This window comes from Burkholderia sp. 567, assembly GCF_040545115.1.
GTDB classification, from domain to species: domain Bacteria; phylum Pseudomonadota; class Gammaproteobacteria; order Burkholderiales; family Burkholderiaceae; genus Burkholderia; species Burkholderia ambifaria.
The window spans coordinates 569,441-582,709 of sequence record NZ_JBEPLG010000003.1; the positions used below are offsets into that span (position 1 = coordinate 569,441).

General features: G+C 65.1%; 14 protein-coding genes. 12 read left to right on the forward strand and 2 right to left on the reverse strand.

Annotated elements, in window-relative coordinates; translation table 11 throughout:
• From ABIC50_RS13040 to ABIC50_RS13085, 10 genes are all read left to right on the forward strand, one after another.
• Positions 1–606, forward strand: coding sequence for an acyl-homoserine-lactone synthase (locus tag ABIC50_RS13040; protein WP_354164298.1), 606 nt, complete (start codon positions 1–3; stop codon positions 604–606).
• Between the two features lie 79 nt (positions 607–685).
• Positions 686–1,546 (forward strand): alpha/beta fold hydrolase, encoded by an 861-nt coding sequence (locus ABIC50_RS13045; protein WP_354164301.1) that lies wholly within the window; start codon positions 686–688, stop codon positions 1,544–1,546.
• Positions 1,543–3,045 (forward strand): amino acid adenylation domain-containing protein, encoded by a 1,503-nt coding sequence (locus ABIC50_RS13050; protein ID WP_354164304.1) that lies wholly within the window; start codon positions 1,543–1,545, stop codon positions 3,043–3,045. The genes ABIC50_RS13045 and ABIC50_RS13050 overlap by 4 nt, the downstream gene beginning before the upstream one ends.
• 16 nt (positions 3,046–3,061) lie before the next feature.
• Positions 3,062–3,310, forward strand: coding sequence for an acyl carrier protein (locus tag ABIC50_RS13055; RefSeq protein WP_165754248.1), 249 nt, complete (start codon positions 3,062–3,064; stop codon positions 3,308–3,310).
• Positions 3,311–3,388: 78 nt separating this feature from the next.
• Positions 3,389–4,315 carry a chlorinating enzyme gene (locus ABIC50_RS13060; protein WP_006749751.1) on the forward strand — a complete coding sequence of 309 codons (927 nt, stop codon included), beginning with the start codon at positions 3,389–3,391 and terminating at the stop codon, positions 4,313–4,315.
• 72 nt (positions 4,316–4,387) lie between these two features.
• Positions 4,388–4,654 carry a phosphopantetheine-binding protein gene (locus ABIC50_RS13065; protein WP_006749752.1) on the forward strand — a complete coding sequence of 89 codons (267 nt, stop codon included), beginning with the start codon at positions 4,388–4,390 and terminating at the stop codon, positions 4,652–4,654.
• Between the two features lie 47 nt (positions 4,655–4,701).
• A complete protein-coding gene (locus tag ABIC50_RS13070; protein ID WP_012372173.1) occupies positions 4,702–5,523 on the forward strand; it encodes a hypothetical protein in 822 nt (273 codons plus the stop codon).
• Positions 5,523–6,572, forward strand: coding sequence for a succinylglutamate desuccinylase/aspartoacylase domain-containing protein (locus ABIC50_RS13075; protein WP_354164307.1), 1,050 nt, complete (start codon positions 5,523–5,525; stop codon positions 6,570–6,572). The genes ABIC50_RS13070 and ABIC50_RS13075 overlap by 1 nt, the downstream gene beginning before the upstream one ends.
• 24 nt (positions 6,573–6,596) lie before the next feature.
• The gene (locus ABIC50_RS13080) at positions 6,597–7,418 is read left to right on the forward strand and encodes a hypothetical protein (protein ID WP_354164310.1); all 822 of its coding nucleotides are present in this window, start codon (positions 6,597–6,599) and stop codon (positions 7,416–7,418) included.
• 131 nt (positions 7,419–7,549) lie between these two features.
• The gene (locus tag ABIC50_RS13085) at positions 7,550–8,752 is read left to right on the forward strand and encodes an aminotransferase-like domain-containing protein (RefSeq protein ID WP_354164313.1); all 1,203 of its coding nucleotides are present in this window, start codon (positions 7,550–7,552) and stop codon (positions 8,750–8,752) included.
• A 69-nt stretch (positions 8,753–8,821) separates the two neighbouring features.
• Here ABIC50_RS13085 and ABIC50_RS13090 read toward each other — a convergent pair whose 3' ends face one another.
• Together ABIC50_RS13090 and ABIC50_RS13095 are read right to left on the reverse strand one after the other, a co-directional pair.
• A complete protein-coding gene (locus ABIC50_RS13090; protein ID WP_354164316.1) occupies positions 8,822–10,066 on the reverse strand; it encodes a cation:proton antiporter in 1,245 nt (414 codons plus the stop codon).
• A gap of 210 nt (positions 10,067–10,276) precedes the next feature.
• Positions 10,277–11,182 (reverse strand): LysR family transcriptional regulator, encoded by a 906-nt coding sequence (locus ABIC50_RS13095; RefSeq protein ID WP_354164318.1) that lies wholly within the window; start codon positions 11,180–11,182, stop codon positions 10,277–10,279.
• Between the two features lie 155 nt (positions 11,183–11,337).
• On the opposite strand from ABIC50_RS13095, the gene ABIC50_RS13100 reads away from it, so the two are divergent.
• Positions 11,338–11,937, forward strand: a complete 600-nt coding sequence (locus tag ABIC50_RS13100; protein WP_011660923.1) for a LysE family translocator — start codon at positions 11,338–11,340, stop codon at positions 11,935–11,937.
• Between the two features lie 591 nt (positions 11,938–12,528).
• The gene (locus ABIC50_RS13105; protein WP_011660922.1) at positions 12,529–13,215 is read left to right on the forward strand and encodes an autoinducer binding domain-containing protein; all 687 of its coding nucleotides are present in this window, start codon (positions 12,529–12,531) and stop codon (positions 13,213–13,215) included.
• Positions 13,216–13,269: the final 54 nt, after the last annotated feature.

The following is a 13,269-nucleotide window of genomic DNA, read 5'->3' on the forward strand; positions in this document are numbered from 1 at the left end:
ATGCACCAAACCACTATCGGAAACGCGTCGCAACTGTCCGCATCGAACCTCGCGGCACTCGCGTCGTATCGACACGCAATCTTCATCGAGAAGCTGGGCTGGCAGCTTCCGGTAGTCAATCAGCAGGAGTTCGATCAATTCGATCGACCGGACACTATCCATATCTTCGGTCGCGAGGAAAGCGGCGCGATCTGCTCGTGCGCCCGACTGCTGCCGACGACCCGGCCGTACCTGCTGAGCGAGGTTTTTCCCGGGCTGATGGGCGCGGCACCCGTGCCGAATGCGCCGGATATCTGGGAACTCTCGCGCTTTTCGTCCTACATCCTCGGCGCCGATTCCGGCGGCCTCAAGCGCGCGCATGCAAACACGCGGAGATTGCTGGCGGACGTCGTGGAATTCGCGCGCTCGAACGGCGTTCGACGGCTCATCACGGTGTCGCCGCTCGGCGTCGAACGGCTGCTGATGCGCCTGAACGTTCACGCGCACCGTGCCGCGCCGCCGCAGATCATCGACGGAAAGCCGGTGTTCGCGTGCTGGATCGAGATCGATGAAATCACGTGCGCGTCGCTGGGTATCGACTGTCCGCGCACGCCGACGCCGAGCTGAAATCGGGCCGGCTGCGGTCCCAACGCATGCCGTCCCGCGCGACGCGGCGACGCCCTTCCTTCCCTACGATATTCGCCCCATGCAGCGAGAGACCATTCCGGCCTTCGACGGTCGGCCCCTGCGAGTGTTTCATACGGAACGCTCGACCGGCCGCCGCAACCTGATGCTCGTTTTGCCGTTCGGCGTGCGTCATGCGATGGTCGAACGACTGTGCAACGCGCTCAAGCCGCACTTCAATGTGATCACGTGGGAATCGCGGTTCGTGCTCGACCTGCAGGATGATGCGACCGACGACGCATTCGACGTCGAATACCACGTGCGCGATCTCGTGACGGTTGCCGCGCATGCGAACGACCGCGTCGGTCACGACGGCCCGATCGATGTGATCGGCTATTGCTCCGGCGCCGGCGTCGGCCTGCTGGCCGCCGCCCGCTACCCCGACAGCGTCCGCCGGCTCGCGCTGGTGTGCGGCGAATTCATGCTGAAGCCGTCGGTCTGTCCGCCGAGCAGCTTCCAGCGCGAAGTGGACGTGCTCCTGCCGGTCGCGGCGACGAGCAAGGAAATGGCCGGCATGCTGTTCGACAAGATCTCGTCCGGCCGCAGCGCACCCCAATCCGAATTTCATTCGTTCATCTCGGTGCCGTTCTCGAGCGCGGCGCACCTGCACCGCTACGGACTGAACTACGTCGCGTACCGGCGCACCGACTTCCTCGACGAAGCCGCCACCGTCACGCAGCCGACGCTCGTGATCGCGACGCGAAGCGATCGACAGGTGCTGCCGGAAAGCGCACACATCATCGTGGCGCACCTGCCTGACGCGACCGGCGTGCACGAATTCGACGGCGACCATTACGAGCTGTGTCGCGCGCAGCCGGCCATGACCGACACGCTGCTGCAATTCTTCGGAACGCAAGCCAACCGATCGGAACCTGTTCAATGAACCATTCGACCATCGACGGCCGCTTCGCCGAGCAGGTGCGCCGCACGCCGGAGCGCATCGCACTGGAGGGAACGGCGCACGTGCCGCCGCTCACCTACCGCGAACTCGACCGCTGCGCGAACCGGCTTGCCGCGGTGCTTGCGCGGCACGGCGTCACGCAGGGCGCGCCCGTGCTGCTGATGCTGCCGCGCTGCTCGAACGCCGTGATCGCGATGCTGGCGATCGTCAAGCTCGGCGCGATCTTCGTCCCGCTCGATCCGAACTACCCCGCTGCGGTCAAGCACGCGTATGCACGTGACAGTGCGGCGCAGCACGCGATCGCGGCCGCCGGCGACGACACGCTGCGCGAATCGGGTCTGTCGGTCATCCACGTCGCCGATCTCGCGAACGACGGATCGGCCGACGCTCCGCCGCCCACCGCGTCGCACGGAGCCGACGCACCGGCCTACGTGATGTTTACGTCGGGAAGCACCGGCAAGCCGAAAGGCGTCGTGGTGCCGCATCGCGGCGTCGTGCGGCTCGTCGATCGGCCGAACTACATCGCGATCCAACCGGACGATGCGTTCCTGCTGCTGTCCCCGATCACCTTCGATGCGTCGACGTTCGAGATCTGGGGCGCGTTGCTGAACGGCGCTCGCCTCGTGGTGTACGACGGCGCCGTCTTCGACCCCAATGCGGTTTCGCAGCTGATTCGCGAACAGCGCGTGAGCGTGATGTGGCTGACCGCCGCGCTGTTTCATCTCGTCGTGCGCCGCTATCCGGCCATGCTGACCGGCGTGCGTGTACTGCTGGCGGGCGGTGACGCGCTGCACCCGGACGCGGTCAATGCCGCGCTCGATGCGTTCCCCGACATCACCGTCGTCAACGGATACGGCCCGACCGAAAACACCACGTTTACGTGCTGCCACGTGATGACGCGCGACAACCGGCCCGACGGCGTCGTACCGATCGGCACGCCCGTGACCGGCACGTCGGTGCATGTCGTGCGCGGCGACGGCGATCTCGCGTCCGTTCCGGACGGGCAGGAAGGTGAGCTCTACGCCGGCGGCGACGGCGTCGCGCTCGGCTATCTGAACAACCCCGACGCGACCCGTGCGGCCTTCGTGCCGGATCCGTCCGGGCCTGGCCGGCTCTACCGCACCGGCGACATCGTCCGGCGCCGTGCGGACGGCGCGCTCGAATTCGTCGGTCGGCGCGACCGGCTCACGAAGATCCGCGGCTACCGCGTCAGCCTCGACGAGGTGCAGCAACTCGTCGCGCGCTTGCCGTGCGTGGAGGAATGCGTCGTGCAGGTTCGCGAAGACCCGAACGGCGAAAAGTTGCTGGTCGCCACGGTCCAGACCAACGAACAGCGCGACAACATGCCCGCGTTCATTCGCGCCGAACTGCGCAAGCTGGTGCCTGGTTTCATGATTCCCGACGCCATCGCCGTGTGCGCCGAACTACCGGTCAACGCGAACGGCAAGGTCGATCGGGTTCGACTCGCAAGTCCCATCTGAAAATCCGGAGAACGTAATGACTGAAAAAACGGTTGCCATCCCCGACATGATCGCCTCGACCTGCCGGGACACGCTCGGCTTCGCCGACTTGCGCGGCGACGAGGATTTCTTCGACCGGGGCGCCAGCTCGCTGACGATCGTCGAACTGCAGATTCAGGTCGAAAACCGGCTGCAGGTGCGGGTGCCGACCAGCAAGCTGATGGCTGCGCCCACGATCGACGGCTGGGCCGGCATCTACGAAGCAGCGGCCGCCGAACTCGCGTAAGCGCGTGCGTCATTTCCCGAACACCGCTTCGTCCGTTCGAAGCGGATGCATTTAATCGATTCGACCAGGAGCACCTCCATGCAGAACTTTCGACTGACGCCCGAGGAAATCGCCACGTTTCGCGCGCAAGGCTACATCGGCCCGTTCACGCTGTATTCGCCCGAGGAAGCGCGCGAGCGCTATAGGACGATCCGCGCGCAGCTGTTCGATCGTGAATACGCGGTGTACGACCTGCCGCCGACGAGCCCGATCGCCAATTACGATCGCCACCTCGACGTCAATCTGCTGAGCGAGCATATCGGCCGGCAGGAAATCGTCCAGCGGCTGAACTCGATTCTCGGGCCCGACGTCATCTGCTGGCGTTCGGAGATGTTCCCGAAGTATCCGGGCGACGAAGGGACCGACTGGCATCAGGCCGACACGTTCGCGCATGCGTCGGGCCAGCCGCAGATCGTGTGGCCGGGCGACCAGCGTTTCGGCGGCGCGATCACGGTATGGACGGCGCTGACCGACGCGACCGAGCAAAACGGCTGTCTGCGCTTCGTGCCGGGCACGCATGAAGAGATGTTCTACGACGAGTCGCGGAAGATGCAATTCGATCCGTCCAACATCAATGCCCTCGAGAAGGACGGCATCAAGCGCGGCTTCTTCGGCTACGACTATCGCAGCCTGCAGAAGGATCCGGACTGGAAGCCGGACGAGAGCAAGGCGGTATCGATCGTGATGAAGCCCGGTCAATTCGTGATCTTCTGGTCGACGCTGATGCACTCGTCGTTTCCGAATTCGACGGTCGACCAGACCCGGCTCGGCTACGCGAGCCGCTACGTGCCGGCCGCGGTCAAGGTCTATCCGGACACCGACACCGTCGACGAATACGGCAGCAAGATCTCGCTCGACAAGTTCGGCGTCGTGCTCGTCTCCGGCGAGGATCGATTCGGGCATAACCGCCGAGTCGAGCGCAACGCACGCGGCGTCAGCTTCGCGCAGCAACCGTCCTACGCCTGACCGACCGCACCCGCGGCCATGAAACCGGCGAACGGCGCGGCGCGCCGTTCGTCATTCGACCGGTGCCAACCCATGATCCAGCCTATCGAGATTCCTCATGTCCGGCGCGTCGACCACGTCGTCGCGTCCGTCGTGGCGAGCGTCCTCGGCCGCGACGCCGTGACGCCCGACGACGACTTCTTCACGATCGGCGGCTCGTCGATTTCCGCCGCGCTGGTGAGCACCCAGCTCGAGCGGCAGCTCGGCCACGACGTGCCGGTGCGCCTGCTGTTCGAATATCCGTGTCTTCGCGTCTTCAGCGAAAAACTGCTCGAATCCATGAGCGTGGCCGCACGGTAGTCCCGAGATCACTGTCCTGAATCGCCTTCTCTCCGGAGGAATTCGCTTTGAACAAGCACTATCGCGCCGAAATCTACGATTTCGACAAGCAGGTCGAGCGCGCGGATCTCACGCTCGCCGATGCCGCATTGCTGATTCGCGATCGCAAGGCCGCCGCCGTCCTTGTCGATCTGGTCGATCCGAGCGCGCTCGACCGATGGTGGGACGATCCGGCCTTCCCGCCGGTCACGCAGCATCAGAGCTTCGCCGGCGCCGGCAAGTCGGGGCTCGCGATCGGGCCGACCCAGCGGCTGGTGAAAGAGCAGTTGATCCCCGGTCTGATCGACTACTTCTCCTATGCAGGCCGCACGAATGCGGCGCTGCGCGACACGGAATTCGTCAAACTGTGTGTCCGCGAACTCGGCGCCGGTTCGGTCCGGGTCGGCGACTGGGGCGAACTCCCGCTCGTGTCCAAACGGGAATACCAGCCGGTGCCCAACGGGCTCTACAGCGTCCCGCCGCATTGCGATGCGATCCACTTCGGCCGCGAACCGCTGAACTGGCCGATCAAGGACGGTTACGACGAAGGCTACGATCAGATCTCGCTCTTCCTGTCGGTCCAGGATGCGGAAAACAGCGCCGGCCTCGTCATGTGGGACTACCGGCCCGCGACGCGCGCCGAGCTCGACGAACTGATGAGCGAATTCGCGCAAACCCGCCGCATCGACCGGCTGGACCGCGTGCGCAGCGTCACGATCAACGGGCGGCCAGGACAACTGAACATTCTCAACACGCGCGTCATGCATGCGGTCGAGCAATGCACGACCGTGCGCCGCACGCTCGGATCGTTCCTCGTCTGGCACGACGGTCAATGGCGGATGTTTCACTGATGACAGACATCGCTTCAACGGCGGGTAACGACCCCGCGCGCAGTCGGCTCGAGGCCGAGATCGCGGCGTTCGAACGGTTCGCCGCATCGAGCACGATCGGTCGCGCGCGCGTCGAGCGTGTCGAGCGCTTCGGCTTCGTGATCCATCCGCCCCACGCGAACGCGGCACACGAGCCGCGATTCGACCTGTTGTTCATCGCGCTGACGCACGGCAACGAATACGCCGGACTCCCCGTGCTCAATGCGCTTTGCCGCTACGTGGAGGCCGGCGTGCTGGCGCCGTCGGTGTCGATCGGCTTTCTGCTGGGCAACGTCGAGGCCGCGCGGCGCGGCACGCGCTTCGTCGAACGCGACTTGAACCGCACGTTCGGCCGCGCCGGACGAGACACGGCCGACGACCGGCGCGCTCGCGAGATGGAGCCGGTGATGAGGCGCGCGCGCTTCTGCGTCGACCTGCATCAGACGATCGAGCCGTCGGAAGCGCCGTTCTTCGTCTTCAACTACCACCCGACGAGCCTGCAACTGGCGCATGCGATCGCACCGGACACGCCCGTCGTCACGCATTGGGGCAGGCCCTTTTCCAGCGCGTCCGCAGGCGGCTGCACGTCGGACGAATTCATCCAGCAGGGCGACGGCGTTGCGCTGAGCATCGAGCTTGGCCAGAAGGGCTTCGGCCTCTACCAGATCGCGGCGGGCGTGCGCGTGTGCCTGGACGCGATCACCACCGTCAGCGCGGTCGTGCACGGCGCTTCGCTGCCGCCCGTCGATGCATGCGCGAATCCGATCTATACGTGGGCGCACATCGTCCCCTATCCGGACGGCGAGGTCAGGCTCGACGCAGGCTTGCGGAATTTCCAGCCGGTCCGGGCCGGCGATCGTCTCGGCACGCGGGACGGCGCGCCGCTCGTCGCCGGCACGAGCGGCCTGCTGCTGTTTCCGAAATACCGGCGCTCCGAATCCGAGCCGAAACCAGCGGAGTTGTACCGTCTATTGAGGCAACCGGCATTGTCCGAACTGGGCAAGGGCGACTGCCTTATGCCGCAATCCTAATCATTCCGCACACGTGGAGGCATCATGCAGCATACCTACCCAGCTCAACTGATGCGCTTCGGCACCGCGGCGCGCGCCGAGCGCATGACCATCGCCTCGGCGGTTCAAGCGCTCGATGCGGACGAAGCCGACGCCATCGTCATGGACATCGTGCCCGACGGCGAGCGCGACGCATGGTGGGACGACGAGGGCTTCTCGAGCTCGCCGTTTACGAAAAACGCCCACCACGCGGGTATCGTCGCCACGTCGGTCACGCTCGGCCAGCTCCAGCGCGAACAGGGGGACAAGCTCGTTTCGAAGGCGGCGGAGTACTTCGGGATCGCCTGTCGCGTCAACGACGGCCTGCGTACGACCCGCTTCGTTCGCCTGTTTGCGGATGCGCTGGACGCGAGGCCGCTGACGATCGGGCACGACTACGAAGTCGAGTTCCTGCTGGCGACGCGACGCGTGTACGAACCCTTCGAGGCGCCGTTCAACTTCGCGCCGCACTGCGACGACGTGAGCTACGGGCGCGACACCGCGAACTGGCCGCTGAAGCGATCGTTTCCACGGCAGCTCGGCGGGTTCCTGACCATTCAGGGCGCCGACAACGACGCAGGCATGGTGATGTGGGACAACCGACCGGAATCGCGCGCCGCCCTCGATGAGATGCATGCCGAATATCGTGAAACCGGTGCGATCGCCGCGCTCGAAAGGGCCGCGAAGATCATGCTGAAGCCGCAGCCCGGTCAATTGACGCTGTTCCAGAGCAAGAACCTGCATGCGATCGAGCGCTGTACGTCGACGCGACGCACGATGGGCCTGTTCCTGATCCACCAGGAAGACGGCTGGCGCATGTTCGATTGAGCGACGGCAATCGTGCTTCGCGCGCGATTCGCTCGACACACTTCCCATCCGCCGGCCGGTTCGACGAACCTGCCGGCCTTTTTCACTTCCGGCGGCCCTGCGCGCCGGCATTTCCGACAACAGACACCTCCATGAACGACATCGTGCTGGCCATGCGCGCGCGTGGCATCAAGTCCTCCGCAGTGCGCGAGCTGCTGGAGTTCAGCAAGAATCCGGACGTGATCTCGCTGGCCGGCGGCATCCCCGCTTCCGACCTGTTCGACATGGACGGCATCGACGACACACTCGGCGCCATCCTGCGCGACGAGCACCGCGACCTCTTCCAGTACGGCCTCACCGAGGGCGAAGCGGGCTTGCGCCAACAAATCGGCAACTGGGCCGGCACGCTCGGCATACCGGCTTCGCCGGAATCGATGCTGATCACGTCCGGATCGCAGCAGGGGCTCGATCTCGTTGCGCGCGTGCTGTTCGATCAGGGCGATCGCGTACTCGTCGAGCGGCCGACCTATGTCGCCGCGCTACAGGTATTCCAGTTCATCGGCGCCCGGATCGACGGCATCAACGGCGGCCCGGACGGGCTCGATCTCGATCAGGTCGAACGCGAACTGAAGCGCGGCGGCGTCAAGGCGATCTACCTGACGCCGAATTTCGCGAATCCGACCGGCTATACGATGCCGCTCGCGCAGCGTATCCGCCTGGTCGAACTCGCGCAGCGTCACGGTTGCGCGATCATCGAGGACGACCCGTACGGCCAGTTGCGCTTCAGCGGCGCGGCGATCCCGAGCCTGCTGTCGATCGCTTCGCAGCAGCCGGGCGGCAACCGCACCGTGTGCTACCTGTCCACCTTGTCGAAGGTCTTCTCGCCCGGCGTGCGCGTCGGATGGATCGTGCCGCCCGCGGCGCTGCGTCCGCCGATGGCCGTCGCGAAGCAGGCATTCGATCTGCACACGTCGACGCTGACGCAGAACATCGTCGCGCGCTATCTCGCGTCGGGCCGCCTGGCGTCCCGCATCGACGTGCTGCGCACCGCTTATCGCACGCGCCGCGACGCGCTGACGAAGGCATTGCGCGACGCCTTCGGCAACGACCTGTCGTTCAACGAACCCGAAGGCGGGATGTTCCTGTGGTGCCGCTTCGCGCGGCAAGTTCCGGCGGAAAAGGTGCTCGAAGCGGCCATCCGCGAAAAGGTCGTGTTCGTGCCTGGCAACGCATTCTATGCATCCGATCCGGAACGCGACACGCTGCGCGTGTCGTACTCGATGCTCGGAGAACAGAGCGCCGAAGAGGCCGCTCGCCGGTTGAAGCGTGCGTGGGACGCCGTCGTACGCGATTGACGCAATCGACGCTGTCGTCGCGAGGTGAGGCGCGCATCCGGATACGCTTCCCCGTGCGCGCCGCCCCCGTCACTCGCCGACGATCTGCATCGCCGGGGCCGAGCGCGAATGCGCGCGCAGCGTGAGCCGCACGAGCGGCGCGGTCAGCGCCGTCGTCACCAGCGCGAATATGACGAGGATCGTATAAACCCGGGTCGGAAGAATCTGCATCTGCAGCCCGATCGACAGCACGATCAGTTCCATCAAGCCGCGCGTATTCATCAACGAGCCGACCAGCATCGCGTCGCGCGGCGCAAGCCCCGTCACGCGCGCACCGATGTAGCTGCCGCCGAACTTGCCCGCGAACCCGCCGGCGAGAAACACGCCGAACCACATCCACGAAGACGCATCGTCGATCATCCCGATCGACGCGTGCAACCCGGCGTACGCGAAGAACACCGGCATCAGCACGAGCTTCACGAAGCCCTCGACGTTCTCGCGCCACTCGACGTCCAGCCCCGGCACGCGACGCACGAACAGCGCCGCCGACAGTGCCCCGAATGCGCTATGGAAACCGATCAGCGACGTTGCGACCGCCGACGCCAACACGAAGCAGAACAACACCGCCAGCCGGTCGCGCGTCGCGTGCGCCGTTTGCGCCAACCGCATGAGCAGCGGGCGAACGACGAAGCGCGCCAGCAACGCACTCACCGCCAGAAACACGAGCAAGCTGGCGAGCATGCGCGCGAAGGCCCAGCCGGGCCCGTTCGACAGCGACGCGATCGTCGCCAGCAACATCCAGCCGAGCGCATCCGTCAGCATCGCCGCGGACATCGCGTGCCGCGCGCCGCTCATCGCGCCGATCCGCAGATCGTCGACGATGCGCGCCATGACCGGCACAGCCGACACCGCGAGCGCGACACCGCAGAAGAGCACGTACGGCAGCCACGGTGCGTCGATCGCAAGCGTGTCCTTCGACACGATCGCGATAACCATGCCGATCGCGGCCGGTATGCACAAGCCACCGATCGCGACGGCGACGGGCACGCGCCACCGGCCGCCGCGCAACGTGACGCCGAATTCCATATGCAGCCCGAGTTGGAACATCAGCAACACCAGGCCGATCTCACCGACCTGCGCCATCGCCGACGGCGCGCGCGGGCCGAACAGCACATCGTAGAAATCCGGTGCGATCGCGCCGAACAGCGAAGGGCCGAGCAGGAGCCCGGCCGCGATTTCGCCGACGACCGCACATTGGCCGAGCCGCTCGGCAACACGGCCGCAGACGTTGCAGCACGCGATCACGAGCATGAGTTGCAGCAACCAGATAGTCATGGAATGCCTCGGGAAAAATCGACTGGCGGAAACGGGGAAGCGGCGCAAAGCCGAAGTGTGGTCGAACGCGCATCGCAACGCGTGCAGTACGTACGCACACTTCGCGATGCCGTCAACCGAATCTCGGCATCGATCCTATAGCGCGGCTACGCGTGGCGATACTGGAAGGACCTACAGGCGGGCGGCGACGGTCGCATTCGACGCACGCGCTCAGGCCGCGCGATCGGCCGCAGCAGACAACATGCCATCGCCAACGGACGGCGCGTGGAGAAAGCCGTTGCGAATGAAGTTCGCCATTTCCTCGACGAGCGGCGTGGTTCCGGATGGCGGCAGATGCAAGGTCACGGCGAAATCCGGCAACGTGGGCAAACCCTGCGCCGGTCGCAGCGTCTGCAGATCAGAGGGGACCGTCGACGCGAGCCATGCGGTCACCGCCATGTCCATCCGGACGGTCGCCTTCGTCGCCTCGATGTCGCCGTTTTCAAACACCGTCCGCCACGCGATCTCGTGCTGCGTCAACGCGTCGAACAATGCCGGGCGAAACACGCACGCGTCGCTGACGATCGACACCGCCAGCGGCCGTTTCAGGTGCGCGTTGCCGCCGACCGCACCGACCCACGCGAGCGGCTCGATGCGCAGGCGCTCCCCGCCCGGCTCGCTCGCCGGCTGCTCGATCACCGCAATATCGACTCTTCCATCGAGCAGCGCGGCCGACAGTTCGACCGACGCAAGATTGACGAGCACGATCTCGACGTGCGGATAGTGCTGAGCAAACGCCTTGAAAATGCCGGCGAGATACGTGCCGACCAGATCGGACGGCGCGCCGACACGCAGCACGCCGGCAAATACCGGCTCGCTCATGTCGTCCCAGATGCGATCGTTGAGCCGCACGAGCTGCTCCGCCCGCTCGAGCAGACGTTCGCCCGCGGCAGTGAGTTTCAGGCGCCCCTGCGAGCGATCGAACAGCCGCTGGCCAAAGCACTCCTCGAGCCGCTTGATCTGCTGGCTGATCGCGCCCTGGGTCAGATGTAGCGCGTGCGCCGCCGCCGTCATGGTCGAGCGACGCGAAACGGTGACAAAGGTGCGCAACAGACTCGTATCGAGATTGCGGGGCATGGGGAAAAATAGAGTATTAGCAACGCTAATAGGCCCATTATAAACATTCCATACCCTAGCTTGCGAAAGACTTTTAGAGTTTGTCAGGCACCCGATCCCATTCGCGCCAAGACGGATTCCAAAGCCGCCCGCTCTTCATACGAGGTTGTCCAACCATGTCCCAGACGCTGTTCTCACTGATCGTGTTCGTCATCGTCGCCACCATCACGCCGGGCGGCGCGACCACGCTCGCGACGGCGTCGGGCACGCAGTTCGGGTTCAGGCGCAGCGTGCCGCTGCTCGGCGGCATCGCACTCGGCCTCGCATCGCTCGCGGCAATCTCGGCGGCCGGGCTCGCCGGGCTGCTGCACGCGGTGCCGGCGCTGCAACTGATCATGAAAGTGCTGGGCTCCGCCTACCTTCTGTGGCTCGCGTGGAAAATCGCGTCGAGCGGCGCGCCCAAGAGTCACGTGAATGCATCGCAAACGCCGACCAGCTTCCTCGGCGGCGCGCTGCTGCTGTGGCTCAATCCGAAAGGATGGACGATGGCGCTCGGCGCGGCCGCGTCGTTCGCGGCGCTGACGCCCGACCCGATGCACCTCGCCGTGATACTCGGGATCGCATTCGGCATCGCGGCGATCTTTTCCCTCGTGCTGTGGTGTACGGCCGGCGTGCTGCTCGGCCGCACGCTGCGGACCGACCGTCATTGGCGCATCGCAAACGTTACGCTGGGGCTCCTGCTCGCGCTGTCGATCGTGCCGATCTGGCTCGACTGATCGTGCACGCATGCCGTACCGCATGAAAGAGGCCACGTGCGCGCAGCACACGAGCTGCGCGTAGCCGACAAGAACAAACGGTGGTTCGTCGTACCACGCCGTCGACAACGCTCGCCTACACCACGATCGAGCGCTTCGCTGAAGATTCAGATTCGACTCGACGCTTGACGGTCCGTCTGCCGCCCGGACGCCGGCGGGTTCGTCACCGTGCATCGACGATACAACCGGCTCTGCATCACGCACGTGCGAAGCATCCGTGCATGCACCCGGCGGAAGCATTCGTGCAGCACTTCAGGCGCCGGGGGTCAGCGCGCTTTCCAGAACAACACACACAACAGCATCCGGCCGGAACCGGGTGCATCACGTCGGTGGCACTCGAAGAGCTTCACGCTTCTTCCCCGACTGATTCAGCCAGTCGATATCGACACGCCGCAGAAACCTCCTGGATCACTGTGTTGCGCGCGGGCTCGAGCTTCCCGGCTCCATGCGCAGCGAACATGTCGCCCGCGCACGCGGCCTGGTCATCGACCGCGTGCGTTTGACACTACACGCTATTTGGAGATTGTTGTGGATGCATGGAGAGAAGACGTCATGACGACGTTGTCGCGCGCGCTGAGCTTCGACGATGTATTCGAAATCGTTGCCGCACAGGCACGCGCGCTCGATTTTGAAATGTGCGCCTACGGCGCACGCGACCCGCTACCCGTGACGCGGCCCACGTTCCGTACACGCAATACCTATCCGGAATCCTGGCAACAGCGCTATATCGAGGGAAACTATTTCGCACGCGACCCCGTCGTTCGTTACGGGCTGATCTATACGTCACCGCTTGTATGGCCTGTCGACGCGTGCGCCGATGAATCATTCTGGGAGGAAGCGAAGGCACATGGTGTTGCGCACGGCTGGTCGCAGCCCATCCGCGACAAGCACGGGCGCATCGCGATGTGGAGCGTCGCGCGCAGCGCGGACCCGATTTCGGATCTCGAACTTGCGGCCACGGAAAGCCGGCTGATCTATCTGGCGCACGCCGCTCACGCGGTGAATTCGCGCCTGGTCGACGCGCCGGCGGCCGCGATGCAAATGGGCCCGTTCACCACGCGCGAAAAGGAAGTGCTGAAATGGGCCGCTGACGGGAAGACCGCGCTGGAAATCGCTTCCATTCTTTCCATCTCGGAGCGAACCATCACCTTCCACATGCAGAACATCATGGAGAAACTCAACTCGGTCAATAAGACGCAAGCGATCGTCAAGGCCGTGTTGCTCGGCATCATCTACTAATTACAGGCGGCGCGATTCGGCCTCCCGTGCCGGTTGCCGGCACAACGGCATACG

What these genes read in the sequence shown, in the direction of transcription:
- ABIC50_RS13080 (WP_354164310.1), top strand. Translation starts at nt 6,597, where the DNA reads ATGCAGCATACCTACCCAGCTCAACTGATGCGCTTCGGCACCGCGGCG.
- ABIC50_RS13060 (WP_006749751.1), top strand. Translation starts at nt 3,389, where the DNA reads ATGCAGAACTTTCGACTGACGCCCGAGGAAATCGCCACGTTTCGCGCG.
- ABIC50_RS13040 (WP_354164298.1), top strand. Translation starts at nt 1, where the DNA reads ATGCACCAAACCACTATCGGAAACGCGTCGCAACTGTCCGCATCGAAC.
- ABIC50_RS13085 (WP_354164313.1), top strand. Translation starts at nt 7,550, where the DNA reads ATGAACGACATCGTGCTGGCCATGCGCGCGCGTGGCATCAAGTCCTCC.
- ABIC50_RS13095 (WP_354164318.1), bottom strand. Translation starts at nt 11,182, where the DNA reads ATGCCCCGCAATCTCGATACGAGTCTGTTGCGCACCTTTGTCACCGTT.
- ABIC50_RS13105 (WP_011660922.1), top strand. Translation starts at nt 12,529, where the DNA reads ATGACGACGTTGTCGCGCGCGCTGAGCTTCGACGATGTATTCGAAATC.
- ABIC50_RS13045 (WP_354164301.1), top strand. Translation starts at nt 686, where the DNA reads ATGCAGCGAGAGACCATTCCGGCCTTCGACGGTCGGCCCCTGCGAGTG.
- ABIC50_RS13065 (WP_006749752.1), top strand. Translation starts at nt 4,388, where the DNA reads ATGATCCAGCCTATCGAGATTCCTCATGTCCGGCGCGTCGACCACGTC.
- ABIC50_RS13055 (WP_165754248.1), top strand. Translation starts at nt 3,062, where the DNA reads ATGACTGAAAAAACGGTTGCCATCCCCGACATGATCGCCTCGACCTGC.
- ABIC50_RS13050 (WP_354164304.1), top strand. Translation starts at nt 1,543, where the DNA reads ATGAACCATTCGACCATCGACGGCCGCTTCGCCGAGCAGGTGCGCCGC.
- ABIC50_RS13100 (WP_011660923.1), top strand. Translation starts at nt 11,338, where the DNA reads ATGTCCCAGACGCTGTTCTCACTGATCGTGTTCGTCATCGTCGCCACC.
- ABIC50_RS13075 (WP_354164307.1), top strand. Translation starts at nt 5,523, where the DNA reads ATGACAGACATCGCTTCAACGGCGGGTAACGACCCCGCGCGCAGTCGG.
- ABIC50_RS13090 (WP_354164316.1), bottom strand. Translation starts at nt 10,066, where the DNA reads ATGACTATCTGGTTGCTGCAACTCATGCTCGTGATCGCGTGCTGCAAC.